Here is a 26,249-nt window from a genome sequence, read left to right on the forward strand (position 1 = left end):
GAGGCTGCGGTGCCCGGATCGCGGCGCCCCGACCCGCTGACGCCCGGTTCTAACTGGCCCACCGTCAGGGGCGGTCGGGGACGCTGCAGGACTGGAGGGCAAACTTGTGACGGGACGTCCGACGGGGTCAGCGGCTTTCGCATTCCAGGGGGCGGCCCAGGTCGGCCAACGCCGCAGGAGGCAGCCCCGCTCGGAGCAGGGGGAGCATCCGCTCGTGGTCCTGGAGCAACCCCCCTCCGTCAACGGGCCACAGCCGGGGGTCGGCCACCGCGACACCGACGTACGCCCGGCCGGGCCCGTCGTCCCAGGTAGGATCGAGCGCGGTTCCGTCCGGCCGGGCAACCCACGCGTGCGGCAGGTAGTAAGGGAGTCCGACGTGGGTCTGGGCGAACCCCTCGACATAGACCACGCCCTGGTCCTGATGCTCCAGGGCGTACCGGGCGGCATTGCTGTAGCAGAGCCGTGCGGGCATCGTGGCCAGGTCGGCCGGTCGGGGCGCGAGCGCGAAGCGTCGCCCCAGATCAAGCAGCAGGTGGAACGCAGTCGGGTAGTGCCACCCGCGGGTGGCAGCGTATGCGCCGCCCGCGAGCTCGGCATGCTGGCGCAGGTGTGCGATCAGCGCGTCCTCGGCGGCGACGAAGGGCGCGGTGGGGAAGCCGTGGGTCATGACGGGGCGGGTACGTCCTGGGAGGCGCGGGCAACGGCCCCCATCTTTGCGCACCGCCGCGGCCCTCGAGGCGAGAGTCGGTCAACCCGGCAGCTGTCCCGGGGACTACCCATGGTCTGGAGGCGGCTGAACGGCCGGAGCAGGGGGATCCGGTGGGTACCGGGCACGGCCCAGCCCCCTGGAACCGTGCCCGCCGCCTTTGCCCGCCACCGCAGGTGCCGCAGCGGCCGGGGATCAGGGTTCGGTGGTCCACCCGCCGAGCGCGCTGCCGGCCCGGACGGTCGCGTCGATCACCGATCCCCGGCGCCTCGGGCATGCCGGTGCAGGGCTTCAGCAGGAGAACGGCTCCCGTGATCGTGTCATGGTGGATGATCGGAGCGGCGCAGGAGTTCCGCTCGTTCATGCAGTCCTGGAAGCCCAGTCCATGGCCAACGTCAGGGATCTCCGCGAGGGAGGCGAGGAACTGCTTCGGGTCGCAAAAGGCCTCGGGGCCGGCTTCGTTGGGAATGGCTTCGGCGGCGACACGCTGCTGTATGTCCGCGGCTGAGGTAGGCCAGGATCGTGCGGCCGGTGGTTCCGGTACGCAGCGAGCGGGCGACGGAGAGGACGTCGCGGTGCGTCATGCCGAGCTCTTCGAGGTCGGAGTCGCCGACCGCCATGCCCAGGCACTGGCGGCCCGCGATCCCAAAGGGCGCCCTGAGGTACAAGAAGACAAGGCACCCGTTGGCGGCATGGCGCAGGGGGTGCGGGGTCTCCTTGGCCTCGTTGCCGCAGAGCGAGTCGTTGTTGCTCAGTGCGGCGAAGCCGAGGTCGGCGGCCGCCGAGCCGAGGTCGTATCGCCCGCGTATCGAATGCACGAAGTGTCCGGTGTAGATACCGCTCTGCAAGATACGGCCCACGGTTGAGTCGTCCAGGCCGCTGATCTTCGCGATGGCGACGGGGTGGAAAGGTGCAGGCCCTGCTGGCGGAGATCGCCAACTGGCTGCCGCATGGGGAAGACACACCCGCTGAGGGGCGACGTCGTCCGGGGTGAAGCCCTCGTGCTCCCATCGGCCAGTCTGGGAGACCAGTTGGAAGACGCCCGGCCGTGTCAGGGTGCGGCGCGGCGCAGGCAGCGCCGCACCCTACGACCAGTATAGCGACGCACTGCCCCAGACGGTGACGCCTCGTGCGAAGGCTGATTCCATGCCGTGATGGCCGTTGGTTGGCCTGGAACCAGACATCGCCGGCGTAGGCCCCGTAGCCGCCGAGCGACAGCCCGTCCCCGGCGGCCGATCGGCAGACCCGAATCCCGGTGCCGTCGATGATCCGGGTCTTCCCGTCGGCACCGAGGTGGTCGATGATTTCAGGATCCGCAGCCGCCCCGCGGCCTGCCCGGCCTGACGGCGCACTTCGCTCGGCGAGCAAGGGCCGTATCTCTCCGAACGCCCGGGTGATGGCGTAGGGGGCGATACCGAACCAGCAGGCGAGCATGTCGTGTCTGGTGGCATGCCGGAGGTGCACGAGCGTGGCCAGGAGCCGGGCGACGAACACCAGCCAGCGTTTCGCACCTGCGCCCACGGCACGCTCCCCGCGGCCGGGACCCAGGCTTCGCCTGGTGTCATACTGCCGTAATCGGCTCAGCCCTGCGACGAGTTCAGCGACCCTTCCTGCCGACATGTCCGTGGTCCTCCGATCACTGAGGATCGCTGCCGGGAGACGCGTTCCCCAGGACACGACCACGTTCGACGACCAGAAACTCGAGATTTCACCGCCTCCCGTGCACGAGCTCGTCAGGTGCCGCACAAAACCGGTGGTCCCCCTTGTATTTGCGGCCTGGTGCCCAGCGGTGAATCGCATTCCGTTTAGGCTGCACACGGAGGGCTCTTGCACCTCAGGGCCTTACGAGCATCACTGGGCAGGCAACGCCAACTGGCATATCCCGCCACGTATTGGCCTGCCGTTTTCCATGACGCCGGTGGTGAGACATGATGGACCGCGTTCATGTCATGAACGGGAGAGGAGGACAAAATGAAGCAGAATGCATTGAAGGGGGCACTCCGAACGGTGTTGCAACGCCGCCGAGCCATGCTGAATCCTGCTGACTACGGCTTCACTCGCCTTGCGCCCCAGGGGCGCCGCCCCGCCGGCGGGGGCCTCTCCCAGACCCAGGTCGACGACATCCTCGGCTTCGGCCGCGGAACCTACGAGCGGCTTGAGAACGGCCGTTACAATAACGCCCCCGAACACGTCCTGCGGGGCGTTGGCGAGCTGTTCAAACTCAACTCACACGAGTGGGTGTGGCTGTGGCGCATGACATGGCGCCATGACCCCCCACACCCCATCAATCCGGAGCAGAACGAAGAGCTCGACGGCACGTGGCAGCAGGTCATCGACAGCGTTCCGCACGCCGTCTACATCACGAATCACCGCTGGGACGTCGTCGCTTTCAACTCCCACTTCCCGCGGCTCTTTCCCGAGCAGGCGCACCCCGCGAACACGATGGAGTACATGCTGCTCGACCCCGCAGCGCGGCGTCTGCTTCCCGACTGGGACAGTGCTTGGGCCCCCTTCATCGTCCCCCAGCTGTGGGCAGCGCGCGCCGCCTATCCGGATGACGAACGAATCGCGGACATCGTCCAGCGTGTCCTCGCAGATCCTGTCACTGGACCGTACTACCGGGACTTCGGGCCCGTATTCGTTCACCCAGACGGTACATGCCGCCCCTTTAACCACCCCGAGCACGGCATCGGCTGGGTGAGTCTGGCGACCTCATCACCGCTGAGCTCCAGTCGGTTCATCACCATGACGATGATCTTCACGCCAGGTGCAGAGCGGCCAGTAAGCCCGCCGCCCATACGAGCCACTTGTGACGGCACCGGGTAACCGGCCCATTCAGCCAGCTGCCAGCTGCTCTTACGGGCCCCCGTGGCGAGCACCCCGCGTACGCGGCCGCCCGCCACGTGAGCGTGTGGTCGGGCCCTGGTCGTGCTCCGAGCCCGGTGGCAGCCCGGCTGCGTGCGACCTGTCGAGCCGGGCTCCTCCCCGCCGGCCTGCCAGAGTTCGTTGAGTACTCCACAGTGGAGCTTGGCCCACACCGGAACTCTCGACCACTCCGTGAGCCGCCAGTGGGCCGTGGCCCCCGACGGCCCAAACCAGTCCGTGAGTTATCGTTGCGAAGCGGGAAGAGCAGGCACACGGTCTGTTGAGTTTCAGTCCGGGGGAGTCCAGCCGATGGCGAGGCAACTACGCGCCGAGCGGACCCGCGCGACCATCGTCGGTGCGGCGGCCGACCTGTTCGACCGCCGCGGCTACGAGTCGACCAGCCTGAGCGAGATCGTCGCCCACGCTGGGGTATCCAAGGGGTCCCTGTACTTCCACTTCGCGGCGAAGGAAGACCTCGCGCACGCCATCCTGGAGATGCAGTCCTGCACCTTCCGTCGGCTGGCGAAGGCCCTGGACGGGCGTGGCTACTCCTCGCTGGAGGAGTTGATGCGCCTCATGTTCGGCATGACCCGGGTCTACGAGGAGGGGCCTGTGCTACGGGCCGGGATGCGGCTGGCCGCAGCGGGAGCACTGGTCCGACCTCCGTTGCCGCATCCCTTCACCGAGTGGCGGGAGGTCGCCGCGGCCCGGCTGCTGAACGCATTGCGGCAGTCCGATGTGCACCCCGACATCGACGTCGGCTCCGTCGCCGACGCCCTCGTCTCCTCGGTCGTCGGGAACTGCGTCGTGGGCAGTGCCCTCGAACCAGCCGGCCGTCAATCCCGTCGCCTCGCCGAGATGTGGTATATCCGAGTCCGGGGCATGGTCCCGGTACCCCGGCGCGCGCGCTACCTCGCCCTCGCGACCCGTCTGGAAAGGGAAACAGGCACGGCCTGACGCTGCGGTCACCTGAATGCGGCAGGGGCCCACTGTGCACCCCGCCGCGGTCGGCCCTTCGCCCTCTGTAGCGCGAGCGGGGACTGGTCGGGCGTGATCCCTGGGCTCAGCCGGTGATGCGACTGTCCTGATGCGTGTGCTTTTGTGTCTCACCGCGGCTGGCTTCGTGGGTATCGCTCTGCTTGCCTACAGCTCGGCTACGGCGAAGCCAGCCAGCAGGACTGCGGTGCCGCCGATCTCACCGATGATCAGGGCCTCGCGTACACCGCGCAGGCTGGGTCTCCGGTCGCGCATCTGGTTGTCGGTTCGGCCCTCGATTGCAAGCCGCACATAGTTCGAGATCGTCAGGATGAACATTGCGATGATCGCTGCGGCGGCGGTGGCGTTCACTGCGGATGGCCAGCCGGAGAACTGGACGAGCGGCGCCACGATGGCCGCTGCCGCGAAGCTGTACATCAGTCCGGCACTATGGGCCACGTTGACGTAGCGGTGTGCTGTTCCATCTGTGGACGATATCGACTGTTGCCATTTCCACACCCCGAGGATCAGCGATACGAGGAAGATCAGGCCAGCAGCGAAGAGAACCCAGGCAGTTTCCTGGCGGATCATGGTGCGCCTCCGAAAGATGCAGGAAACTGCCCGCCTGTTGAGGTCGGGCAGCTTCCAGAGGGTAGCGAGGGTGGGTTGTCCTAGGGGCTGCACAGTGCGCTGCCCCTTCCCGCGGCCGCGCCGGCGGGTTCGGTCCGCTACGTGGGCAGCGACTGGCGGAGATTCGGCGCGCGCGTCACCTCGTGAGCCAGTTGAGGAACTGGCTCCACCGGCCGGTGCTCGTCGCCTTACGCGCGGTGCCGGACTGATGGGCGCGTTCGCCTGCGGGAGTCTGGCCCTGGGCAGGTACCCGTTCGGGGGCTGCGAGTGGGGTGAAGCGGACCGGGAGCGCGGTGAGGCCGCGAGTGAAGGGACCGGGGCGCCACGTCAGGCTGTCTTCGGGCACGGCGGCTTGAAGGTCGGGGATCCGGTTGAGGAGGTTCTCGACGGCGGCCATGGTGATCTGACGGGCGGGGTCCTTCGAGGGACAGGCGTGCGGGCCTGCGCTCCAGGCCAGGTGGGACCGGTTACTGCCGGACTGCCGGGCGGCGGCCAGGCTCGGGCTATTGTTCGCAGCGGCGAAACTCACCATGATGAGGTCCCCTGCCTGGAACTTCTGCCCGGCGAACTCCACGTCAGAGGCGGGATAGTGTGGTGCCAGATTGGGCACCGGAGGGTTCTCCCACAGTGTGTCCTCCATCGCTTCGTCGATCAGTCCTCCCTGGCGGGCGTACTCGTCGTGGAGGAGGATGCGGTGCAGGGTGTTGCCGATCAGGTTACGCAGCGGATCGGCGCCCGCGCCTAGGAGAAGTGAGAGCTGATACACCATCTCCTCATCGCTCAACTTGGTCTCGTGCTGCATCAGCCACGAGGTGACGTCGTCGCCGGGCCGGCTGCGCTTAAGGCCCACGAGCTCACCAACCGCTCCGAAGAGCACCTCGGCGGCCCGTTCCGCGTTGACACCGTCGAACATGCCGGAGATGCCGAACAGGATGCGGTCGCCGATGTCGGCGGGGCAGCCGAACAGCTCGTTGAAGACGAACAGCGGGAGCTGTCTGGCGTAGTCGGCCATCAGGTCGGCGGAGCCGCGGGAGCCGAACTGGGAGATCAGGTAGTCCGAGACCTGGTCGGTGCTTCGGGCCAGCCGGCCGGTATCGATGCGGGCCATGGTGTCGGTGATCGCCTGGCGGAGCCGCAGGTGCTCAGCGCCGTCGCTGAACATGGCGTTGGGACGGTAGGCGAGCAAAGGAACGACGGGACTGTCCAGCGGGATCAGACCTTCGTTGAAGTCTCGCCAGCGGCGTGCGTCCTTTCGGAAGGTGCCGTTGTCCTGGAGTAGGCGCAGTGCTGTCGCGTAGTCAGTGACGAGGGAGGCGTCGACACCTGGGGCGAGTTCAACGGGTGCGGTGGGGCCGTATGCCCTCGCAAAGTCGTAGTAGGCGTGCGGGTCGGCCGCGAAGTCGGGCCCGTACAGCGGTATCCGTCCGTCGGGGTGGGCGGGGCATCCGGGCGGGGGCACCGCGTCGGGGGTGTTGGCGTCCATGACGGCTTACTTACTCCTGGAAGCACGGTCCCGGGGGACCGGGGTGGGATTCAGGGCAACGGTCGTGCCTGGATGGCAGATTACGTTGTGCGGGCCGCCGTGCAGAGGGCACGGGGTGTGCGGTCACTTCCTCAGCCAGGCCAGGAACTGGGACCACTTCCCAGCGCCGCCCGCCCTGCGGTTCTCTGCGCTGTGCTCAACGTGGGCCATCGCGTGCTGTGGAGGGACAGGCGCTGTAGGCCGGCCCTTGGCCTGGACTGCGCTGAAGCGGACGGGGAGCGCGTTCAGAGCGCGGTGGAATGGACCGGGGCGCCAGGTCAGCAGGCTCGCCGGCACGGCGAGTTCGATGTCTGGGAGCTGGCCGAGCAGGTTGTCGATGGCGGTGACGGTGATGCCGGTCGCCGGCCTCTGCGAAGGGCACGCGTGTGGGCCAGCGCTCCACGCCAGCGAGGCCCGGTTGGCCGCATGGTTGCCCTCTGACTGCACCATGCCCATATTCGCGGCAGCGAAGCTAACCATCATCAGCTGGCCCGCCGTCACCCGCTGGCCGGCATACATACGGTCGTCCGCCGGATAGTGCGCGGCAAAGTTCGCAATCGGCGGGTTCTTCCACAACGTGTCGTTGACGGCATTGTGAACATCCTGGTAGGCGCCCCGATCGTGGGTGAGGATGCGGTGCAAAGTGTTGCCGATCAAGTTTCGCAAAGGCTCAGCCCCCGCCCCCAGAAGTAGTGAGAGCTGATGGACCATCTCCTCGTCGGTCAGGGCGGCCTCGTGCTCCATCAGCCATGAAGTGACGTCGTCGCCAGGTCGCTCTCGCTTGAGGGCCACGAGCTCACCGACCGCGCCGTGCAGCAGTTGCGCCGACTCGGCGGCATTGACTCCGTCGAACATTCCGGCGATGCCGAACAGCACCCGGTCACCGATCTCCGCAGGACAGCCGAACAGTTCGTTGAAGACGAACAGCGGGAGCTGCCTGGCGTAGTCGGCCATCAGATCGGCGGAGCCACGGGCGCTGAACTGCGCTATGAGATACGCGGAGACCTGCTCGGTGCACTGGGCCAGTCGGCGGAAGTCGATGCGCATCATGCTCTCGGTCACCGCCAGTCGTAGCCGCTGGTGCTCGGCACCGTCGGCGAACATGCAGTTCGGCCGGTACGCAAGCAGCGGCACGACCGGGCTGCCCTCGGGGACCTTGCCATTGTGAAGGTCCCGCCACTGACGGGCGTCCTTGCGGAATGCCGGATCGCGCAGCAGCTCCAGGGCCGCCGTGTAGTCCGTGACGAGGGTGGCCGCGACACCCGGTGCGAGTTCCACGGGTGCCGTAGGACCGAAATGGCGAAGGTAGTCGTAGTACGCCTGCGGATCGGCTGCGAAATCTGGACCGTACAGCGGCACCCTGCCGCCAGAGTCATGAGCGGGGCACCCCGGCGGTGGCACCGGTGTGGGATGAACATCCATGACGCTTTGCTCCTTCCAGTGCAAGTCCAAACAGTGCGGAAACCAGAGAGAGACGTCTGCCGGCCATTGGCCACCCCCTTCGGCATCCCGCACGCCCGTAGACGGGACGGGAGGGCCGTCAGATGGGCCGGGCCTCACACGACACCCGGTGACGCTCCGGCTACCTGTCCGCAGCACGAGCCGCATCAGGTGCGCGGGATCTCACCGTAGCCACAACTGTTGCATCTCACAGCAGTTCGGTCGATGGACCCAGGCGGGTTGGTCGGTCGCGCGTGGAGGGCGGAGCCGACCCTGCCTACCTGGGTGGCCGCCACCTGCTCACCGACGGCACAAGAGCCAGTGGCATCGCCTGGCCCTGTGGCAAGCCGAACCGGCGCGGGACGAGTACCGACCATTTCCCTGCAAATCTCGCAGGCAAATGACGTCGAGAAATGGGCCATCATGAACCCCACCCACAGGTCCAACCGGAGGAGAGTGGCAGTGAATTACTCATGGAAGAAGGCACTCAGAACGTTGCTGGAACGACGCCGAGCCGAGCTGGTCCCTGCCGACTACGGCCTGTTCCGTCGAGCCCTCCAAGGAGGCCACGCCGCTGGCGGAGGCTTCTCCCCGGCCAAGGTCGACGTACTGCTCGGCATCGGACGAGGCACCCATGAGCGGCGGAGGGTGGGCGCTTCGCTGATCCCCCGAGCACCTCCCCAAGGCTCCGCCTCGCAGCGCGGGGAGTCCTGGTGGCTGCACGGAGGTCCAGCAAGCCCTCGACACTCTCGCCGAGGCCGCCGGCGGACGAACCGGCCCGTCTTGTAGGCCCGCGCCTGTCCCGCCGGCACGCAGAGTGGGCGCTGGTGATCGTCACCCGGGGGAAGGCCGCCTACTCGCCGGGCGAGTGCTTCGCCCACGTAGCCGACAGCCTTCTCGCGAACCCGGTCACTGGTGAATGATGCCGCGGCTTGGGCCGCAATTGCGTCCACCCCGGCAGCTCGGCCAGCCCGTTTCCGTCACGCCGAGTACCCGAGATGACTCAGCATCCACACTCAAAAGCGGCCAGGGCAGATTTCACCCGTCCGTTCCGGCGTCGGCGGCGCCCAACGTTGAAGTCTGCAGGTAGACCCCACCATCGATCCGCAACCAAGCATGGAGGCTCGGTGCCTGCGCACATAGGCAGACCCGTCGTGAGGCTCGCTCGTCATCGCATCACCACCGCCGCCCTGCATGAGCACATCCGAACCGTCTATCGCCATCCGGACGACCCGGCCCGAGACCACCCCCGGGCCGCGATCTGGCGGCGTCTCATAGACAACACCGGGGTCCAACAGCGCTGGTGGACCCGGCCGCTGGAGGAAGTGACCGCGCCGAGCGGCGTCGGCCGGCGGACCGAAGTGGCATTCAACGACGCACTCGACCTCGGCGAACACGCTGCACGTGAAGCCATGGCCACCGTCGGCCTCAATGCGGCTGACATTGACGCCATCGCGACCAGCCACACCACGAGCTTCTCCGTACCGAACTTGGACGTGCACCTCGTCGAGCGCCTTGGCCTGCGCCCCGACGTGTCCCGCATGCCCCTCGCCACCCTCGCCTGCTCCGGCGGCGCCCAAGCCCTCATCCGCGCCCTCGATTACACGACCGCCCGGCCCGGTTCCCGCGTGCTCGTCGTTGCCGCGGAAACCCTTTCTACGATCTACCATCAGTCGGAGAGCACGCCGCAGTCGATGATGTATCGCGCCCTCTTCGGAGACTCTGCGGCCGCGTGCGTTGTTACCGGCGTGACAAAGTCGACCACCGAGGGCCTCCCGCCGGGCTTCGTCGCTCTTGATCCGTTCGAGCTGGTGATGCCGAACAGCCTCGACCGATACTGGGGCGTCATCGACGAGGAAGGACTGCACTTCGCGTCCACCAAGGCAGCCGCTGGCGCCGCCTCCGACGCCCTGCCACATCTAGTCGATTGGCTCGACGAGCGCCCGCTCGAATGGGCAGCGATTCACCCCGGCGGGCCTCGCATTATTGACGAGGTCGTCACCGGTGTCGGCCTCAACGCCGATAAGGATGGCCGCCACTCCCACGCCTCTCTCGCCGAGAACGGGAACCTAGGCGGCGCTGCCGTGCTCGACGTACTGCGACGCACCCACGACAACCAACCAGCCCCCGGCGCTCCCGGCGCACTCGCAGCCTTTGGCCCCGGTTTCACTATCGCCGCCCTCTACGGCAACTGGACGTAATCCGCCCTACCGCGCGACCCGACGCGCCCGCAACCGGGACCCGCCTATGAACACACACCGTAACGACCGGACGAAACCAGTGCTAGGCGTGAGCATGCGGCTTCGCGGTGATGAGCGGCCAGGCCCCGTACGCTCACGTCCCTTGCAAATGGTGCATGAGCCGACCACCACCCGAGTCTTCTCGAGCACGGGGCCGTCCCAGCCGACAATGCTCATGATCGGTACGGGAACCCGGGCTCCGGACATCGTCAGCACGCCGACCACCTCGTGCCGAGACGGACTAGGTACCGAACAGCCCTCGACTGCACAAGGAACGGGCTCCGTTCACGCCTGCATCCCCGGGGGCCCCAACCGCGGACAGGGACAGAGCCGCATCGACAAGGGGGAATTGTTATGAAAGCCGACGTTCAACCTCGCGCCGGCCGGGAGGAGACCGCAGGGAACCTGGCCTCAGAGATTCAGGCCAGAAGGCTGCACGACTTCCTCAAAGGGCGCCGCGAGCACCTCAAGCGGAGCCAGGAGGACATCGCCCACCGCCTGGGCATCAGCGGTCGGGCCTATGGCGACTGGGAGCGGGGCCGGGTCAAGGAGTGGAAGGACGAGAAGCTCTATGCTTTGGCGGAAGCCCTCGAGATGACGGAGTACCAAACCACCCTGCTGTTCCTCTACGCGGTCGGTCGCGCACCGCAGCCCGACCTACGCGCCGCGCTCCACCGCCCCGAGTCGGAAGACCCCGCCGTCGCCGCCTTCTTGGGCGACTACACCGTCGTGATGGACGCGCTCTCACTGCCCTCGTTCGTCATCGACCAGGCGTGGGACGTGAAGATGGCGAACAAGGCCTTCCGGGACCTGTTCAGCAGAGTGCGGGCGCACCCCACCGCGATGCCCACGCGCAACTTCCTGAGGTTCGGACTCTTCCACCCGGACGCCCCGGCCATCCTCATAGACCACATCAAGTGGCAACTCGCCATGCTCGCCCAGTTGTCGTCCAGCCTCGAGCGGCACAGCGAGGACAACGGGCTCCAGGCCATCCGCCGCGATGTGTACCGCCATGCAGCGCTCCGCGACGCCTACCTCACCGACATGCCGAACTGGGTCTTGGGCACCGGCGCCGACCTGGTTCACCACGAGGGCGCGGTCCGCGAACTGCGCCACCCTGAGCCGGGTGTCGGCCGCCAAGGATGTCGGCTGGTCGAAGAGACCCCCCGATCACTCCAGCGTCTCGGGTTCACGCGCCTCACCCTTGTGCTCATCGACCTCGGCGAGCGGTTGACGCCGGAAGCGGCCAGGCAGCCTGCCTAACAAGCAGGCCGGGCACGCTGACATAGTCGGCGGGCTCACACATCTGAACCGGTATCGGGAACCCGAGCAGCGGCGCGACGTCGGGATATCGAGGCTGGGCTCTTCGAGCTGGTCAAAGACCGCGTACGCGCAGCGAGCGGCCTCCTGGGCCAACTCGTTTTCGGTGAAGACAGCCCTCCAGCGGGCCGCGTACGGGGTACCACTCCCGCCTTTGCTCGGAGCACGCAGCGGGCCTGGAGGCTGCATGCTCGGAGCCGTCCAGGGTCTTCGGCAACGGACGCGGAGGACCGGGCCGCCGGACACAACCGGGTAGGCGAGGATGGTCACCTACGGGAGTGTCTCCGCAGGATCCGGACTGAGGCGGCGAGCATCATGGAGGAGTACTACTCGAGCCATGGCCCGCAGGTGCCGATCGCGGCCTGACGGACAGGGTGGCGCAGACCACCGTTCTGGTTCTGCTGGCCGACCCGGAAGTCCGTCGTCTGGGCGAGGAGATCCGGCTCGGGCTGCAGCTGTGCCCTCGGTATGGGGCCCTGCAGGATTACACCAGCAGGCGCTCCGGGACGGCGACCACGTTCTTCAGCGGGGCTGTACCGGCACACCTGGCCGGTGGGGCGCGCCTGTGTCCTGGACGCGGGGCACGAGTCAGAGGATCCGCATTGGTGCGCGGGGAAGGGACGCCGCTTGCGTGGGTCGGGAACGCCGCGGACGATGACTGAGCGCGCTTTTCTGCGACGGCGGCAAGCCCTGCTGACTGGCTGAGGCTGCACGGCCGCGCCTGGTGATCGGTGACGACCGCCACAGCTCCGGTGTGGGCCGGTGCGGTCGCGGGCGCAGTCCATGAGCGTCAGCTCGCCAGACGCATGGCACCGCTGCCCAGCTCGCAGCGTGCGCTCAGCCGTGCGGCGCAGGCCAGCGCGGCCGCGGCGTATTCGCGCCGGTTGCGTTCCATCTGCGGGCGCAACCCCATGACGACGAGCGAGCCGTACACGGTCGAGCCGCGCCACAACGGCACACCGAGCATCTTCCAGTCCGGCAGCGGCGACTGGGTCAGCACGTACCCCTCGGAGCGTATCTCCCGCATCAGGTGGCTCTGCGGAGCGCCGTCGAGGTGCGAGAGGATCGCCAGCCCGGCCGCGTCTGCGGTGAGCGGCGCGTACCGCAAGGCCACCTTGGTGTCGACATCGGCGTGGTTGAACGCCGCCTGGAAGTCCCTGCGGCGCCCGTAGGTGTGGTCGAGCATCAGCCGCCCGGGAGTGTCGTCGATCAGGACGGCGCTGAACGCCATCGCGACCTGGGCGGTCTGCCGCTGCAGCACGGTGGTCTCACGGTCGAGGGCGCTGTCATGCGGCAGATTCAGGTGAACGCTCGCATCCGGGCGGTGGTTGGCCACGTCGGTGGCGATGCCGTAACGGCCCGGTGCGCGGTAGATCAGGTGCTTGGCCTCAACGCCGGCGCGCAGGATGCGATGGACCGTCGACTTGGTGACTCCGGACTCGTCGATGATGCGCCGCAGCGGGTGCAGTCCGGGGCCCATGCTGTTCAAGGTCTGGAGTACGAGATAGACCCGGGCGTGGGCGGTCATGCCGTCATCCACCGTGCCGGCGGCCTCGACAAGCTCGGTGTCGATCACTGGCAGTCCCTCCTGGTCGGCACGAGCGGGCTTGATCCCGCCTCACGGGGCCCGTCAACCACATCTCTACCGTGCAGATCCGGTCTTGTGGAGGAACCACCTCTTCCTGGAAGAGGGTCTTCCACGAGGTCCTCAAACACGCGTCCCGCCTCGGGAGTTGCCCACACTGTGGCTTCAAAGCAGCAGGTCACGGCCGCTTTCGCAGAGACGCGTGACCGCGCGCTGCGCAGGGGACGGGGGAGTACCGCCTAGTGGTGCCGAGTGCCACCCCATGGGCCAGTGTCCCGCTGATACCTGGAGTGACCTGCGTAAATACCGCCATCTCCCACGGGATGGACCGCGTCCCGCCAGTAGCAATCAGAAATTCGGTTCACGTCCCGCTGCGCGACACGACGAGCCGCATGTCGACCGTAGCCAGGGAACCGGCGCGAGGAGCCGTTGCCCCAGCCCGAGCGTCCGGCGAGAGTGACAACACCCTCTGGCACCGCCAGCGAGCGCACCACTTCCTACCTTCTGGAGCACTGCTCGTGAACACCCATGCGCCCTACCAGGACGACGGCCCCGTCGGGCACCTCCTCGTCCTGGGCAGCGGGCCGCAGGCGGAGTGGGAGTACGCCATGCAACGCCTTGGCGCGGTGGGGCCGCTGCTTCTCGTCGATGCGGAGCAGCCGACCTGGCAGCAGCCTCTCCTTGCCGAGGCACGGACCGCCAACCTCCTGAATCCGTCCGAAGTGCTCACCGCGGTACAGAGGTTCGCTAGCACCCGGTCCCTTGCCGGCGCGCTCACCTTCCACCCCGCGCAGGCCCGTACTGTCGACCTGCTCCGCCGCGAGCTCGCCCTGCCTGCAGCGTCCGCCGCGACAATCGAAGCGACCACCCTGCGCCATCGCACGGCGCAACTGCTCACCGCTGCAGGCGTAGACAACAGCGGAGCCCTCCACGCGGACACCTACGACCAGGCCCTGGAAGCAGCCCACCAGGTGGGATTCCCCCTGGTCTGCAAGCCCGCCGCGCCACGCGTGCGGTACGCAGCACGCCAGGTGAGAGGTCTGTCCGAACTGGCCGAAGCCTTTTCGGCGGCCACCGCCGCCGCCTGGCACGGCACCGGCACGGTCATCGAGCCTCTGCTCGCCGGCATCGAGGCAACCGCGTACACCGCCGACTTCCCGACCGGCCCCAGGGTCGTCGCGATCTCCCACGCAACCTTCGACCCGCAGGCCGAACCTGCACTGGTCCCGGTGGAAGTGGTCGTCGACGCCGATGACGTCTGCGCGCCGGCCGTTGAGGACACTGCAAGCCGAGCGCTGGCCGCTCTGGGACACTGCTCGGGACCGGCCCAGATCCGCATGCGGATCACCTCTACCGGGCCACGCGTCATCAGTGTCGCAACCCATCTCACCGACCCTCTGCTCGGCATGCTGATCCAGCAGGTGACGGGGATTGACCTCGTCTCCCAGGCAGGCCACCACGCCCGCGGCCGGGTCCTGCACGCCGACGAGAGCCGCCTGGGGGCGACCGCCGTACGTTTCCTCCAGGGCTCCGAAAGCGCCGCCCTGCTGCCGCCGCGCGCGGGGATGTACCCCCACATCACCCCCTACGCAACCTTCCGACCGTATCCGGCCGAGCACCCAGTGGGCCCTCTGCAGCGCAGCGGACACATCCTTGTCTCCGGCACGGATTATCCGCAGTGCACCGCCCGATTGCGCAGTGCCGCTGCCGAAATATGGTCAGCACGCCTCTCCGCATAGCCCACCGACAAGGAGTCCCGAGCATGTGCTCTCCCGCGTTCTTCACCGGCGAACTCCCCGCATCCCTGCTCACGCGCAGGGACCCGTCACCGGCGCAACGCCCAGCCCCACCGGCGCAGACGGCACCCATGCACGGCCAGGTCCCCGGAGGACCCCGCCCGGCTGCTAACGGTGGAGGACCCCCGCTGCACCACGAGACACCCTGAGCGAGAGGATGGCGGCTGCTCGCGTACATCCCAGAAGGGGGCTCACCATGCACAGCGCCGTGAACGAGGCACTGGCGGACATCCGGGTAGAGCATGCCAGGCATCTCCTGGGCCGCACTATAACCGGCACGACCCCCGTGCCCTGGCCGATGCCCTTGAGCAACTGGGAGCCGCAGGCCGCTCCGCCGTCCCGCGCAGCATCCCCGAGCAGCCGAACGCGAAGCTTCGCGTGGGCGAGCGGGTTGTGGGCTCCCTTCCCGAACGGCTCCGTGTGGTTGCACAGCGCCCGGTCGCCCTTCCCAGTCCTTCGCTTCAACTTCGTCATCGACGACAGCCTCCCGCCCTGGGCGGCAACGCAAGACTGGCTCCCTTGCGATGGGCCGAGATTCCCGCCACGGGGCACGAGGCCGCAACTGGCGGTGCCGGACCCCGGTCAGTAGCCCCTGCGGGGGCTACCGGCGGTTGCGGCAGTCCAGCACCGTGTCTGAAGCCCCCGCTTCCCCGTCTGCAAGCCGAGGACTTCTGTGCCCACCTCTGCCCCGATGACCACCGCACCTCATCTGCCCGTCTTGCCGCACACCGGGACCCGAACCATCACCCGCCCCGCGACTCTGGACGACTTCGACGCGGTGAACGCGTTGCACGACCGCTGCTCGCTCGCGACGCGCTTCGCCCGCTACCAGGCCGCCCGGCGCTCACTGCGCCTCGCCGAGTTCCACCATCTGACCCGCCCCGACCGCAGCCTCACCTGGGTCACCCACCCGGAGGATGAACCGCAGCAGGTCATCGCGACCACCAGCCTGGTCCGCACGACCGAGCCCGACACCGCCGAACTCGGCATCATGATCGAGGATCCCTGGCAGAACCGGGGCCTGGGCACCATGCTGGCGCAGTACGCCCGCGCGCAGGCCCGCACCTTTGGCTGCTCCTTGATGACCGTCATGACCGGCTCGGACAACGTGCGCATGCTCAAGATCATGAAGACACTCGGCGCGGCCCGGCCGGCCATTCACAGCTCCACCGTCGACCTCACGGTTCCCGTCGAGTAGCCCGATGGACCTGAACGAGCAGGCAGAGCACCTCCACCTGACGAGACCGGACGGTGCGCGCCTGGCCGTCTACCGGCGAAAGCCGAGCGCCCCACCCGAGGTGACGGTGGTAGTGGCGCACGACTGGTAAGCCTCCGCCGCCGTGTGGAACGACGTTGCTTCGGCACCTTTCCACCGACGACCGGATCCGCGTCCCCACCTTCCACCAGCGCGGACACGGAGCCTCTTCCCGGGTCACGCCCCGACGGTCATGCGCGTGCTGGCCGAAGATCTGCAAGCCGTGCTGAGGACGTTCAGCCCGGATCCGGCGATCGTGGCCGCGCACTGGATGGGGGCAATGGCCGCGCTGACGAGCGCCGCGACGGGCGTACAGACCACCGGCGTGCAGCCGGCCAGCTCGCCGACACCGCTCATTGGCGGCCGCCGACACTATGCTGCGGGCCGCCGCCCAGATGCTGTTCACCAAGCGCGGGGCGCTCCGGGCCGCAGGACGCCTTCCCCGGAACCAGTACCAGCTTGCCCGGCGCAGCGCGACCGCGACACGTGTGGGCCGGGGGGAGGTGATCGGCATGAGGCAGTAATGTCATGTCCCGGCAATCGGGGAGGGAGTTGAGCCAAGTGATGCGCATCTCAACGTCCGGGAGGCGACGGTGGGCGCTGGGCACCGCGGTGTGCGGCGTACTGATCGCGGGGTGCAGCAGCGGCGGAGGAAGCGACGGTGACGCGAAGCCGCTCGCAGCAGGCGCCCTGCGGCCCCTGCTGCTCACCGAGGCAGACCTCGGGTCCGGATACGCCCAGGTCCAGGAGGAGCCCGGGAGCGAGAAGTTCGACGACATCTCGGTCCAGGGCTGCCCTGCCCTGGAGAAGCTGGGCCAGGACGGCGAGGAGAACATGTTCGCCGCAAAGGCGGAGGCAAGCTTCACCTACGACCGGGACGCCACGCTGGGCGAGGAAGTGCACAGCGACCGCCCCTCGGTGCTCTCCAGCAAGTTGCGGGAGCTGTTCGGCGCCTACACGTCATGCCCGACCTACACGATGACGTCGGGCACCACCCCCATCGAGGTGAAGGTTTCCAAGTCCGTCACCCCGGAGCTGGGCGACGAACAGTTCGCCTACACCTCGACGATGAAACTGCCCTCCGGAGCGCAGGTGTTCAAGACCATGGCAGTCCGCAAGGGCAATGTCGCGGTAACGCTGGTGGGCGCCCCCGCCCTGGTGGACCGCCACATCAAGACCGCCGTCGGCAAGCTCCCCGCAGACAGCTGACCGAGACCGGGGCAGCGGTGCCGGTCGCCGGGCAGGCGCGCTATGCGGGGCTGGGGAACTCCTCCAGGAGCTTGGCCCGCTGGGCGGGCCCCAGGCCCTGGACACGGCGCCCCTCGGGGATGCCCAGCGCGTTCATCGACCGGGTGGCGCGGACCAGGCCGATGCCGGGCAGTGCGGTCAAAAGCTGCCGCACCGGCATGCGGCCGACCACGCTGTCCGCCCGGTCGAGTACCTGGGCGAGCGTCAAGGTCCCGGCCTTGAGGCTCGCCCGCACGGCGCTGCGTGCCTGCCGGGCGAGGATGGCCTTCTGACGCGCGGCGTCGCGCTCGTCATTGGTGAGGGCGGGAAGTGCCATGCTCTCCTACCTTTCTGGGTGAGATCTCGCGGTCGCGGACCTCGGCAGAGTTGGGCGAACCGCCAGTCGTGGTTCCCGTCGGGGCCGCGACCGGGCGGAGTCCTTTACGAGGGCCGCGCCGTCCCGGGCGGCGAGCACCAGGTCGTAGCCGCCGCGGCTGGCCCCGGTGACCACGGCGGCCGGCACGGTCAGGCCGCCCGGCGGTAGCGGGGGAGGAGGTCCTCGCGCAGCGAGGCGAAGACGCCGATCGCCGATTCCAGCACGTCGAGGGTGTGCGCGTCCGTACAGGCGATCCTCAGCTGGTGGCCCTCGCCGGCGGGCGGCAGCACGGCGTTGGTGTACACCCCGTGCTCGACCAGGAGGCGCTGCGCCGACAGCATCGAGAGCTGGTCGGGGAACCTCACCGGGATGACCGGGCTGGCGCTGCCGGCCACGTCGTAGCCGAGCGCGTCCAGGGCCCGGCGCAGGTACTCGGCCGCCGCGAGCGCGTCCGGCTCCGCGTCCGCGCGCCGGCGGACCTCTCGCAGCGCCGCGTGCGCAGCCGCGGTGTCGGCCGGACTCAGCCCGGCCGAGAAGATCTGCGGCCGCGAGGTGTGCCGCAGGAAGTCGATCGTCTTGGCGTCGGCCAGCACCGCGCCGCCCTGCGACGCCAACGCCTTGCCGAACGTCAGGGTCATCAACGGCACCCGGCCCCGCATGCCGGACTGTTCGACCACCCCGCGGCTCCGCCCGAACACTCCCACTCCGTCGGCGTCGTCGACCAGCAAGGTGGCCCCGAACTCCTCGCACACCGAAACGAGGTCGGCCACCGGGGCGGGGCCGCCTTCCATCGCGAACACCCCTTCCGTAGCCACCAAAGAAGAGGCCGTCGGCACGGCCGCCAACTGACGGGCCAGATCATCGGGGTCGTTGTGCGCGAACCGGCGCACCACCGCGCCGGAGGCTGCCGCCAACCGGGCACCATCGATCAGCGAGGCATGGGCCTTCTCATCCAGGAGCACCTGGTCGCCGCGCCCGGCCAGGGCGGACACGACACCCAAGTTGGTCATGTAGCCCGTGCTGAAGATGAGGGCCGCCTCATAGCCGAAGAAGTCGGCGAGGTCCGCCTCGAGATTCTCATGCAGATCCAGGTTCCCGTTCAGCAGCCGGGATCCGGTCGCGGACGTCCCGTACAGGGCGATCGCGTCCTGCGCGGCACCGATCACCTGCGCATTCACATTCAGCGCACGGTAGTTGGTGCTGCCGAGCATGCAGACCTCGGCGCCGTCCAGCACCGCCTGACCGCCCTCGGACGGCCCCTGAAAGGCCGGGTAGAACGGATAGAGCCCAACATCGCGTGCCTCATCAGCCCGGGTATAGGCACGGCACTTCTCCAGCAGGTCCATCAGCGGGATCCGATCTCTATCGCGGGTCGGCCGAGTTCCGCACCACCCTCACCGCGCCGCGCACCGGACAGGCTCTCCAGAGGCGAACGTCCCACCTCCTGGGCTTGCGATCTGACCCCGCGTCCCGCCCCGCGGGACACAGCCACCGGACCGCTGACGTGACCGACCCCCGCGCCTCGTACAGCCGGATCACGGTGCGACCCGGCTGTGTACCCCGGCACCGCCCGTGCCACGGAACCGGCATGAAGATCATCTCCCACCAGGTGAGGCCACGCGCAGCCGCCCGCCCCGATCCCTTCCCGACCACCGCATCCTCAGATCGAGCCCGCCCAGCCACGCCGCACGGCAGACGAAGCGCACACCTGCGCCTGTCACCCGTCCACAATTCCCTCAAGGCCAAGGAGCAGCGGTGGCCCGTGACAACCGCCCCTCCCCCCAGCCCCGACCTGCTCCGCTCTACCAGCCCGCCGCCTACTGGACGCTGGTGGCCGGCTTCACCATCTGCCGCAGCGGCTGCGTCGTCGTGCCGTTCCTCTCCCTGTACCTGGTGCGCCAGCAGCACTTCAGCGCATCGGACGCAGCCCAGGTCAGTGCCGCCTTCGGGGCGGGCTGGGCCATCGGCCCCGCCATCGCGGGATGGCTCGCCGACCGCATCGGCCGACGCCGGACCCTCCTGGTGACCCTGTCCGCCGTAACCACGATCTACCTCCTTCTCCCCGCCCTGCACACGCTCCCCGCACTGACCGCCGCCGCGTTCGCCGTCGGCCTCCTCTTCGACGCACCCCGCCCGGCCGTCCTGGCGCTCGTCGCCGACCTGGTGCCCGAGGCCGCCCGAGGACGGGCGTACGCCCGCCTCTACTGGGCCTCCAACATCGGCGCCGGCGTGGCCGGCTCTGTCGGAACGGCCATCTCCGACCGGCACATGACCGCGCTCTTCTACGTCGCCGCCTCCTCCAACCTGGCCTTCGCGGTCACCGTGCTGATCCGCAGGATCGGAACAGGCCCACGCCCGACAACACCCCGCAAACGCCTCGACTCCCCGGCCACGGGCTACCAGGCCCTGCTCCGCGACGGGCGGTTCCTCGTCCTGACCGGCCTCACGCTCCTGTATCTCTGCTCGTACCAGCAGGTCTTGTTCGGACTGCCCGTGGCCATGGACCACGACGGGCTGAAACCCTCGGCCTACGGGATCATCAGCCTCATCAACGCGATCGGCGTCGTCGCCTTCCAGCCACTTCTGCAACCCTGGATCGACCGCCGTGCCCCCCTGGTGGTGTGCGCCACCGGCGCGATCACCCTCGGCCTGGGCATGGGCGGAAACCTCGGCGCTCGGCAGTCCCTCATCGGCTACGGCTTCGCCGCCGCCGTCTGGACCCTGGGCGAGGTGCTGTTCTTCAGCAGCATCATGACGGTGGTCGAACGCCTCGCACCCGCCGATGCCCGCGGCCGCTACACCGGCATCTGGGCGACCACGTTGGGCATCTCCGCTCTGATCGCCCCCCTCATCAGCTCCGCCGCCCTAGATGCCGGCGGACTGGAGCTCATGTGGGCAACGAGTCTCGCCCTGGGCACCCTCGCCGCAGCAGGCCTCCTCTCACTGAAGCGGCGCATCGACATCACCCCCACCGTGCCCGACGCCGTGGACCTGAATGTCGCGCCCCGCCGGACGTGGCGGTTGACCGGCTAGGGCGGGCGCTTCGTAGCGTCCCCTGGCGCGCCTGCCGGACCGACCGGCGGCACCGATAGCGAGGAAGCATGTCTGCCATCACCCGCATCGACCAGATCCCGACGTCCCACACGGTCTTGCCGGCCAGTAGCCACCCCGACCTGCAGCGCCCCGGAGCCGTGCACCACGGCTGGAACACCGGTCGCCAGCTTCTGCTGCACGCCGCGGGAAGCCCCCTGGCCACCCCGATGACCAACCAGCCCCACCCGCTCAGGCAGCAGGCGATCCAGCACCTGCGCGCCCTCACCAAGCGCGTCGACGACGTGGCCGGGCCGCTGATGCTCGCCCTTCACGTCAGTGCCGTCCAGCAGTCTCCCGCGGACGCGGACACCACCACCCTGATCCCGCTGGTCGGCGAGGCACTCGCCGACCTGGGCGACTGGGGTGTCCGTGCCCCGCTGCCCGATCAGCTCGACCTGATCACCCGAGCCGTCCACGCGATGCAGCCCTGCATGCCCCACTGACCGTGCCCTTCCGGGTTTGGGGGTGCTGTTCCGCCGCGCGGAACAGCACCCCCAAACCCGGAGCCGAGCGGTGGAACGCCCACCCCTGATCGCCGTCTCGGGCCCGCGCACTCTGCTTGCCTCCCCCCATGAACGCGATATGGCGCGGAACACGCCAGCCACCGGCCGGACGCGTGCCCGACGCGCCCGCCCGCTTCGACCAGGTGCTCGCTCACGCCCGTGCCGACAACCGCGCCGCCTTGGCCACCTATCTGCCCGCCGGCTACCCCACCCAGGCCCAGAACCTGCGGATCTTGCACCGCCTCGCCGAAGTCACCGATGTCATCGAGCTCGGCTGGCCCTACAGCGAACCCAGCCTCGACGGCCCGGTGATCCAAAAGGCCGCTGCCCAGTCGCTCGCGGCAGGGTTCCGCGTCCAGCACCTCCTGGAAAGCATCCACTCCCTGACCGCCTCACCCGCGAGCGTGCTCGTCATGGCGTACTACCCGACCCTGTTCAAGTACGGCCTCGACCGCGCCGCCCATGACCTGGCACAGGCCGGAGCCGCCGGGGTGATCCTTCCTGACCTGCCGATCGAAGAGGCCGACGGCTGGCTCACCGCGGCCCAACGTCGCGGACTGCACACCGTATTCGTCGTCGCCCCATCAACCAGCGACGCCCGCCTCGCTCGCATCAGCAGCGCCGCCGGCGGCATGCTCTACGCGCCCGCCGTTGCGGGAGTCACTGGTTCTACCGGCCCCCTGCACCACGCATTGCCGGCGTTCGTACAGCGCCTGCGGACCGCCACCCGCCTCCCGATCGGCGTCGGCATCGGCGTTTCCACCCCCGCGCAGGCCCAGGCGGTCAGCCGCATCGCCGACGTCACGATCGTGGGATCCGCGCTCATCCGCGCCATCGACGCAGCACAAGGGACCCGGCGGCAAGAGGAGGCCGCGGCAGACTTCGCGCGCACCCTCACCACGGAACTCCACCGCCCCGACACCCCACGGGCGGCCGCATGACCCCACGCTCACCGTCCTGCTCCCTGCTGCATGGAAGGCCCGCCGTGAAGCTCTCAGTAGCGCACGGTACTTTCCGTGCGTCTTTCAGTAGCGCACCGCCGGCCGGCCCTGGGGGGAACGAGCGCTGCTGACCTCCTACTGGGCCCTGTCCGGGTACGGACTGCGTGCCACCCGCGCTCTGACCTGGCTGGTGGCGGCCATGGCCGCCACGATCGCGGTAATGGTGCTGTGGGGCCTGCCCTCTGATGTCCAGAAGCCGACCACCTTCGGCCGCCAGGCAGCCGTCGGACAGGAGATCATCCTCACCACCGATACCCCCGACCCAGCCAACCCCACCAGTCCACTGACCGATCGCGTCACCGCGGAACGGCTGGAGAGGAGTCTGCGGGTCGTGATCAACTCGGTGATCTTCCGCTCCTCCGGCCAAGGCCTCACCACCACGGGCACCTCCACCGAGATGACCTCCCGGCTGGTCGAACCCGTCCTGCTCGGTCTGGCCGTCCTCGCCATCCGCAACCGCGTCAAACGCTGACACCAAGGGGAAGGGACGCCACGGTCACTGAAGTGATCAGTTCACTCACACCGCCCCAAAGCGCCGCACGGACGATTTCAGTGCGCAGGCAGCACCGCCCGCTGCTCTCTTCCGTGCGGCCCGACACGGCGCTCCGTCGCGGTTGCACGGCTAACCCCCGCGCCCCCTACCTTCGCCGTAGTCGCCCCCGCTCCCTCAGCGAGGTCGCACCGAAGGCAGCCGGACACGCCGCCCTTCCAACAATCCAGCCACCCCCTGCCATGGAGTGTCATGCTCTCGACATCCTCGGGGATGGACCACCGATTCCTGAAAGCTCGCAAAGCCGCCATGCAGGCACTCGACTCGCAGAGCGGCACCACACAGGACATCAGCGCCGACGTCGCACTCAAAACCGCCCTCGACGCCTACGCCATCCCCTCCGCCTTCCGGCACACCGGCGGCTGCTGCACCGCCCGCTACATCTCCATTGGGCCCGACAGCCCCATGCCCGAACATCAGCAGTACATCGCCATCACGGACGACGCCTCGGTGGACCATCCCATCGCGCACCATAGCGGCTGGCTCGCCATGCGGTACGGCCCGGAATTCGACGGCTACGCCGACAACGACCTGTACAACCGCGAGTCCTCTCTCACCAACCCCACCCTCGCCGACATGGCGCACGACAGCGCCAGCTGCGCACGAGCCATCCGGAACTGGTTCGACGGCTCCACCACCCAGTGGATCCGCAACGAGGTGAGCCTCGAAGGCCTCGCGGGCCCCTACCACTGCCAGACCCGGCCCGAGCACTGGGACGGATACTGCGCCCCGCGCTTCACCCGCACCGTGATGCGGAAGATCTGCGCCGACACGCAAGACGCGCACCGTGCGGGCCACTGGAACACACCGGCCCACTTCGAGGGCGACACCGTGGTGATCGTGACGCCACACGGCCGCACCGAGGTCCTCCCGGACCAGGACGGCCACTACCGCCCCGGAGCCTTCCACTGGCCCTGGACCGAGTTCACCGACCGCGACACCACCCCCGTCAACGAGCTCCTACGCGCCGTCCGGTGGAAATACGAACGCGAGCCGGACTCCTGGACCGTCCTCGCCGCCGACCACGGATGGCGAGTGAAGGTCATCGACGTCCTCCCCACCCCCTCGCCCCAGAAGGCCCCGCACGTCGCGGACGCCCTCTACAACACGCTCTACGAGACGGCCCTGACCTCCTACCAGGTCATCGCCAACGGCCCGGGCGACGCTGCGGCCGCCGTCCGCGCACACTTCGCGACCACCCGCGCCGACCGCGACCCGGACGCCACCGTCGTGTTCTTCGACCGGCCCGGCACTCACCTGCCCACACACCATCCGTAGCCGGCGGCAACGCCCGTGACCGAGCCGAACAGGCCCGGCCGTCGACCGACCACTCGCATCCACCACCAAGGAGCCCAGCATGAGCACCAAGAACGCCCTGCGCACCATCGACATGATCCGCCGCGCCGGCAAAGCCGTGGACGCCTACCGCACGGCCCAGCACGCCGTCCGGGAAGCACACGACGAGCACGGCGCCGCACAGGCGCAGCTCCACCACTGGCACGACCGCATCCACGCGATGGGCGGAGTCGACCGTGCCTCCCCGGCGTACTCCGCACTCCTCGCCACCGTCCAGGAGCACCAGGAGGCCGAGCAGAAGGTCGGCAAGACCGAAGCCCGCCTGCAGCGCGCCGCGGCCACGGTCCAAGCGCACCGGCGGGCGCTCAACCGATACCCGACTCAACGCATCCGGCGACGCGCCACCACCGTGCTCCTGGACCGCCTGGCCGACCACCCCGTCGACCTGGTCCGCGCCGCCGATGTCATCGTCATTCAGACGAGCTCCGGTAAGGACTCCCTGGTGGCGATGCACCGCACGGTGGCTGCGGCCAAGACCGCAGGCTGTTTGCACAAGGTGCGCGTCATGCACTGCGATCTCGGCTCCGAGTGGCCGGGGGTTCCCGAACTGGCCCGGCGCCAGGCCGAGCGCTACGGGATCCCGTTTCTTCTCGTGACCCCCGACGGCGGCTTCCTGGGCATGGTTGAGAACCGCCAGATGTGGCCCGACGCCAAGCGCCGGCTCTGCACCTCCGCGCTGAAGCGGGACCCCACCGGTCCCGTCATCACCACCTGGGTGAGAGAGCTCGGCCTCGACCGCCAGGCCATCGTGCTCAACGTGATGGGAGTCCGCGGGGCCGAATCCGCCTCGCGCGCCCTCAAAGCGCGCCTGGCGCTCGACACCCGCACCACGAGCGCCAACCGGCTCGTACTGACCTGGAACATCATTCATGGGCTGTCCGAGCTTGAGGTCTGGCAGGACATCGCCAGCAACGGCCTGGAGTACCACCCCATCTATGACGCCGGGCTCGAGCGCCTGTCCTGCGTCTACTGCGTCCTTGCCGGACCGGACTGGCTCATCCTCGCCACCCGCGTCTGCTTCGCCCTTGAGCTCCGGCACCCGAAGACCTTCGCCGAGCTCGAACGACGAATCGGCCACAGCTTCAAGCAGGACTTCACCCTGAACGCCATCATCGCCGCAGCCCGCATGCTCGACGCTCTCGACGGGCCCATCACCTGGCGCCGCGGCGACGCCGTACGCCGTCACCTCGGGCCGGCCGCGGCCGACCAGTACCTCGCTCTCACCCGCTAGCCCCGCCCAACCACCCTGCCTACCGGCAACTCACGAAATGAGACCCCGATGACCAGCACCCTGACCGCAACCTCGACCGCGCTACGAGAGATGGACTACCTCCCGGGCCACAGCCCCATCCTGGAGCCGCCCGAGGGCCCGCACAGCGCCCTCGCGTGCACCTGCGGCGGCCTGCTCGCACTCAAGCCGGACACTCAGCCCGCCCAGAAGATCGTCTTCGACCTTCACCTGGAGGAGGTCCGGCGCGAATCCCACTTCGACTAGAACCCGGCCAGTCCGGCAGGTCTGCCACCCACGCTCCCTGGCGGTGCATCCGAAACCGGTGCGCCACCGGGGGCTGCATGCGAGGGGAGGAGCGCCCGACACTGAGCCGGCCAGGCACCCCCGCACCTCAGTCGCTCTGGAACGCGGAGGCGGCGATGGGACTCTCGGCCCGATTCCGCCATCTCGCCGGCAATCGGGCCGCAGCCATTCCCGCCACTGCGAGAGCAGCAGTTGCGTGCCTTGGCCCGGGCTCACCCACGGTACGGACAGCCGTCCGAGCTGGGCCCAGTAGCCCGCTCACGGCACCCCGGTCC

23 protein-coding genes and 2 pseudogenes are annotated in these 26,249 nt (G+C 68.7%); 15 read left to right on the forward strand and 10 right to left on the reverse strand.

Annotated features, from left to right (window positions below):
* Nucleotides 1-127: 127 nt before the first annotated feature.
* The gene (locus tag ACZ45Q_RS23855) at nucleotides 128-667 is read right to left on the reverse strand and encodes a hypothetical protein (protein WP_468264744.1); all 540 of its coding nucleotides are present in this window, start codon (nucleotides 665-667) and stop codon (nucleotides 128-130) included.
* 244 nt (nucleotides 668-911) lie between these two features.
* On the opposite strand from ACZ45Q_RS23855, the gene ACZ45Q_RS23860 reads away from it, so the two are divergent.
* Complete coding sequence (locus ACZ45Q_RS23860; protein ID WP_468264830.1) at nucleotides 912-1,214, forward strand: hypothetical protein; 303 nt, start codon at nucleotides 912-914, stop codon at nucleotides 1,212-1,214.
* Nucleotides 1,215-2,068: 854 nt separating this feature from the next.
* Here ACZ45Q_RS23860 and ACZ45Q_RS23865 read toward each other — a convergent pair.
* A pseudogene (locus ACZ45Q_RS23865) lies at nucleotides 2,069-2,506 on the reverse strand (transposase family protein); the annotation flags it as partial.
* A 171-nt stretch (nucleotides 2,507-2,677) separates the two neighbouring features.
* Here ACZ45Q_RS23865 and ACZ45Q_RS23870 point away from each other — a divergent pair.
* Nucleotides 2,678-3,532, forward strand: a complete 855-nt coding sequence (locus tag ACZ45Q_RS23870) for a helix-turn-helix transcriptional regulator (RefSeq protein WP_468264746.1) — start codon at nucleotides 2,678-2,680, stop codon at nucleotides 3,530-3,532.
* A 161-nt stretch (nucleotides 3,533-3,693) separates the two neighbouring features.
* Here ACZ45Q_RS23870 and ACZ45Q_RS23875 read toward each other — a convergent pair.
* Nucleotides 3,694-3,801: pseudogene (locus tag ACZ45Q_RS23875) on the reverse strand (IS5/IS1182 family transposase); the annotation flags it as partial.
* 79 nt (nucleotides 3,802-3,880) lie between these two features.
* Here ACZ45Q_RS23875 and ACZ45Q_RS23880 point away from each other — a divergent pair.
* A complete protein-coding gene (locus ACZ45Q_RS23880) occupies nucleotides 3,881-4,528 on the forward strand; it encodes a ScbR family autoregulator-binding transcription factor (RefSeq protein ID WP_468264748.1) in 648 nt (215 codons plus the stop codon).
* A 186-nt stretch (nucleotides 4,529-4,714) separates the two neighbouring features.
* Here ACZ45Q_RS23880 and ACZ45Q_RS23885 read toward each other — a convergent pair whose 3' ends face one another.
* The 3 genes from ACZ45Q_RS23885 to ACZ45Q_RS23895 form a co-directional block, all read right to left on the reverse strand.
* Nucleotides 4,715-5,137: a hypothetical protein gene (locus tag ACZ45Q_RS23885; protein WP_468264750.1), complete on the reverse strand. Its 423-nt coding sequence runs from the start codon at nucleotides 5,135-5,137 to the stop codon at nucleotides 4,715-4,717.
* A 175-nt stretch (nucleotides 5,138-5,312) separates the two neighbouring features.
* Complete coding sequence (locus ACZ45Q_RS23890) at nucleotides 5,313-6,659, reverse strand: cytochrome P450 (RefSeq protein WP_468264752.1); 1,347 nt, start codon at nucleotides 6,657-6,659, stop codon at nucleotides 5,313-5,315.
* A 123-nt stretch (nucleotides 6,660-6,782) separates the two neighbouring features.
* Nucleotides 6,783-8,120 carry a cytochrome P450 family protein gene (locus ACZ45Q_RS23895; RefSeq protein WP_468264754.1) on the reverse strand — a complete coding sequence of 446 codons (1,338 nt, stop codon included), beginning with the start codon at nucleotides 8,118-8,120 and terminating at the stop codon, nucleotides 6,783-6,785.
* 1,172 nt (nucleotides 8,121-9,292) lie between these two features.
* Here ACZ45Q_RS23895 and ACZ45Q_RS23900 point away from each other — a divergent pair.
* Nucleotides 9,293-10,339 (forward strand): PhlD, encoded by a 1,047-nt coding sequence (locus ACZ45Q_RS23900; protein ID WP_468264756.1) that lies wholly within the window; start codon nucleotides 9,293-9,295, stop codon nucleotides 10,337-10,339.
* Nucleotides 10,340-10,732: 393 nt separating this feature from the next.
* Nucleotides 10,733-11,641 carry an MmyB family transcriptional regulator gene (locus tag ACZ45Q_RS23905; protein WP_468264758.1) on the forward strand — a complete coding sequence of 303 codons (909 nt, stop codon included), beginning with the start codon at nucleotides 10,733-10,735 and terminating at the stop codon, nucleotides 11,639-11,641.
* 847 nt (nucleotides 11,642-12,488) lie between these two features.
* Here the strand turns inward: ACZ45Q_RS23905 and ACZ45Q_RS23910 are convergent.
* The gene (locus tag ACZ45Q_RS23910; protein ID WP_468264760.1) at nucleotides 12,489-13,274 is read right to left on the reverse strand and encodes a helix-turn-helix domain-containing protein; all 786 of its coding nucleotides are present in this window, start codon (nucleotides 13,272-13,274) and stop codon (nucleotides 12,489-12,491) included.
* A 527-nt stretch (nucleotides 13,275-13,801) separates the two neighbouring features.
* Here ACZ45Q_RS23910 and ACZ45Q_RS23915 point away from each other — a divergent pair.
* Nucleotides 13,802-15,022: an ATP-grasp domain-containing protein gene (locus ACZ45Q_RS23915; RefSeq protein ID WP_468264762.1), complete on the forward strand. Its 1,221-nt coding sequence runs from the start codon at nucleotides 13,802-13,804 to the stop codon at nucleotides 15,020-15,022.
* Nucleotides 15,023-15,770: 748 nt separating this feature from the next.
* Nucleotides 15,771-16,277, forward strand: coding sequence for a GNAT family N-acetyltransferase (locus ACZ45Q_RS23920; protein WP_468264764.1), 507 nt, complete (start codon nucleotides 15,771-15,773; stop codon nucleotides 16,275-16,277).
* A 234-nt stretch (nucleotides 16,278-16,511) separates the two neighbouring features.
* Here the strand turns inward: ACZ45Q_RS23920 and ACZ45Q_RS23925 are convergent, their stop codons facing one another.
* Nucleotides 16,512-16,691 carry a hypothetical protein gene (locus tag ACZ45Q_RS23925; RefSeq protein WP_468264766.1) on the reverse strand — a complete coding sequence of 60 codons (180 nt, stop codon included), beginning with the start codon at nucleotides 16,689-16,691 and terminating at the stop codon, nucleotides 16,512-16,514.
* A 207-nt stretch (nucleotides 16,692-16,898) separates the two neighbouring features.
* Here ACZ45Q_RS23925 and ACZ45Q_RS23930 point away from each other — a divergent pair, with 207 nt between their 5' ends.
* On the forward strand, nucleotides 16,899-17,543 hold the full coding sequence (locus tag ACZ45Q_RS23930) for a hypothetical protein (protein ID WP_468264768.1): 645 nt from the start codon (nucleotides 16,899-16,901) through the stop codon (nucleotides 17,541-17,543).
* Nucleotides 17,544-17,583: 40 nt separating this feature from the next.
* On the opposite strand, the gene mihF is transcribed toward ACZ45Q_RS23930, so the two are convergent.
* Nucleotides 17,584-17,898, reverse strand: coding sequence for an integration host factor, actinobacterial type (gene mihF / locus ACZ45Q_RS23935; protein WP_468264770.1), 315 nt, complete (start codon nucleotides 17,896-17,898; stop codon nucleotides 17,584-17,586).
* A gap of 188 nt (nucleotides 17,899-18,086) precedes the next feature.
* On the reverse strand, nucleotides 18,087-19,283 hold the full coding sequence (locus tag ACZ45Q_RS23940) for an aminotransferase class I/II-fold pyridoxal phosphate-dependent enzyme (protein WP_468264772.1): 1,197 nt from the start codon (nucleotides 19,281-19,283) through the stop codon (nucleotides 18,087-18,089).
* A gap of 409 nt (nucleotides 19,284-19,692) precedes the next feature.
* Between ACZ45Q_RS23940 and ACZ45Q_RS23945 the strand changes: the two genes are divergently transcribed.
* The 7 genes from ACZ45Q_RS23945 (at nucleotide 19,693) to ACZ45Q_RS23975 (ending at nucleotide 25,935) form a co-directional block, all read left to right on the forward strand.
* The gene (locus tag ACZ45Q_RS23945; RefSeq protein ID WP_468264774.1) at nucleotides 19,693-20,970 is read left to right on the forward strand and encodes an MFS transporter; all 1,278 of its coding nucleotides are present in this window, start codon (nucleotides 19,693-19,695) and stop codon (nucleotides 20,968-20,970) included.
* Nucleotides 20,971-21,038: 68 nt separating this feature from the next.
* On the forward strand, nucleotides 21,039-21,473 hold the full coding sequence (locus ACZ45Q_RS23950; RefSeq protein ID WP_468264776.1) for a hypothetical protein: 435 nt from the start codon (nucleotides 21,039-21,041) through the stop codon (nucleotides 21,471-21,473).
* A 128-nt stretch (nucleotides 21,474-21,601) separates the two neighbouring features.
* Nucleotides 21,602-22,474: a tryptophan synthase subunit alpha gene (gene trpA, locus ACZ45Q_RS23955; RefSeq protein ID WP_468264778.1), complete on the forward strand. Its 873-nt coding sequence runs from the start codon at nucleotides 21,602-21,604 to the stop codon at nucleotides 22,472-22,474.
* A 199-nt stretch (nucleotides 22,475-22,673) separates the two neighbouring features.
* Nucleotides 22,674-23,006, forward strand: coding sequence for a hypothetical protein (locus ACZ45Q_RS23960; RefSeq protein WP_468264780.1), 333 nt, complete (start codon nucleotides 22,674-22,676; stop codon nucleotides 23,004-23,006).
* Nucleotides 23,007-23,333: 327 nt separating this feature from the next.
* Complete coding sequence (locus tag ACZ45Q_RS23965) at nucleotides 23,334-24,362, forward strand: hypothetical protein (protein ID WP_468264782.1); 1,029 nt, start codon at nucleotides 23,334-23,336, stop codon at nucleotides 24,360-24,362.
* Nucleotides 24,363-24,441: 79 nt separating this feature from the next.
* Nucleotides 24,442-25,671: a phosphoadenosine phosphosulfate reductase domain-containing protein gene (locus ACZ45Q_RS23970; protein WP_468264784.1), complete on the forward strand. Its 1,230-nt coding sequence runs from the start codon at nucleotides 24,442-24,444 to the stop codon at nucleotides 25,669-25,671.
* A 48-nt stretch (nucleotides 25,672-25,719) separates the two neighbouring features.
* On the forward strand, nucleotides 25,720-25,935 hold the full coding sequence (locus ACZ45Q_RS23975) for a hypothetical protein (RefSeq protein ID WP_468264786.1): 216 nt from the start codon (nucleotides 25,720-25,722) through the stop codon (nucleotides 25,933-25,935).
* Nucleotides 25,936-26,249: the final 314 nt, after the last annotated feature.

The sequence above is a fragment of the Streptomyces sp. NPDC031049 genome (genome assembly GCF_055571015.1).

Coding starts and splice junctions, on each gene's coding strand:
- ACZ45Q_RS23855 (WP_468264744.1), bottom strand. CDS start 667: ATGACCCACGGCTTCCCCACCGCGCCCTTCGTCGCCGCCGAGGACGCG.
- ACZ45Q_RS23870 (WP_468264746.1), top strand. CDS start 2,678: ATGAAGCAGAATGCATTGAAGGGGGCACTCCGAACGGTGTTGCAACGC.
- ACZ45Q_RS23880 (WP_468264748.1), top strand. CDS start 3,881: ATGGCGAGGCAACTACGCGCCGAGCGGACCCGCGCGACCATCGTCGGT.
- ACZ45Q_RS23885 (WP_468264750.1), bottom strand. CDS start 5,137: ATGATCCGCCAGGAAACTGCCTGGGTTCTCTTCGCTGCTGGCCTGATC.
- ACZ45Q_RS23890 (WP_468264752.1), bottom strand. CDS start 6,659: ATGGACGCCAACACCCCCGACGCGGTGCCCCCGCCCGGATGCCCCGCC.
- ACZ45Q_RS23895 (WP_468264754.1), bottom strand. CDS start 8,120: ATGGATGTTCATCCCACACCGGTGCCACCGCCGGGGTGCCCCGCTCAT.
- ACZ45Q_RS23905 (WP_468264758.1), top strand. CDS start 10,733: ATGAAAGCCGACGTTCAACCTCGCGCCGGCCGGGAGGAGACCGCAGGG.
- ACZ45Q_RS23920 (WP_468264764.1), top strand. CDS start 15,771: ATGACCACCGCACCTCATCTGCCCGTCTTGCCGCACACCGGGACCCGA.
- ACZ45Q_RS23925 (WP_468264766.1), bottom strand. CDS start 16,691: ATGAGCGGTGTCGGCGAGCTGGCCGGCTGCACGCCGGTGGTCTGTACG.
- ACZ45Q_RS23930 (WP_468264768.1), top strand. CDS start 16,899: ATGCGCATCTCAACGTCCGGGAGGCGACGGTGGGCGCTGGGCACCGCG.
- mihF (WP_468264770.1), bottom strand. CDS start 17,898: ATGGCACTTCCCGCCCTCACCAATGACGAGCGCGACGCCGCGCGTCAG.
- ACZ45Q_RS23940 (WP_468264772.1), bottom strand. CDS start 19,283: ATGGACCTGCTGGAGAAGTGCCGTGCCTATACCCGGGCTGATGAGGCA.
- ACZ45Q_RS23950 (WP_468264776.1), top strand. CDS start 21,039: ATGTCTGCCATCACCCGCATCGACCAGATCCCGACGTCCCACACGGTC.
- trpA (WP_468264778.1), top strand. CDS start 21,602: ATGAACGCGATATGGCGCGGAACACGCCAGCCACCGGCCGGACGCGTG.
- ACZ45Q_RS23960 (WP_468264780.1), top strand. CDS start 22,674: ATGGCCGCCACGATCGCGGTAATGGTGCTGTGGGGCCTGCCCTCTGAT.
- ACZ45Q_RS23965 (WP_468264782.1), top strand. CDS start 23,334: ATGCAGGCACTCGACTCGCAGAGCGGCACCACACAGGACATCAGCGCC.
- ACZ45Q_RS23970 (WP_468264784.1), top strand. CDS start 24,442: ATGAGCACCAAGAACGCCCTGCGCACCATCGACATGATCCGCCGCGCC.
- ACZ45Q_RS23975 (WP_468264786.1), top strand. CDS start 25,720: ATGACCAGCACCCTGACCGCAACCTCGACCGCGCTACGAGAGATGGAC.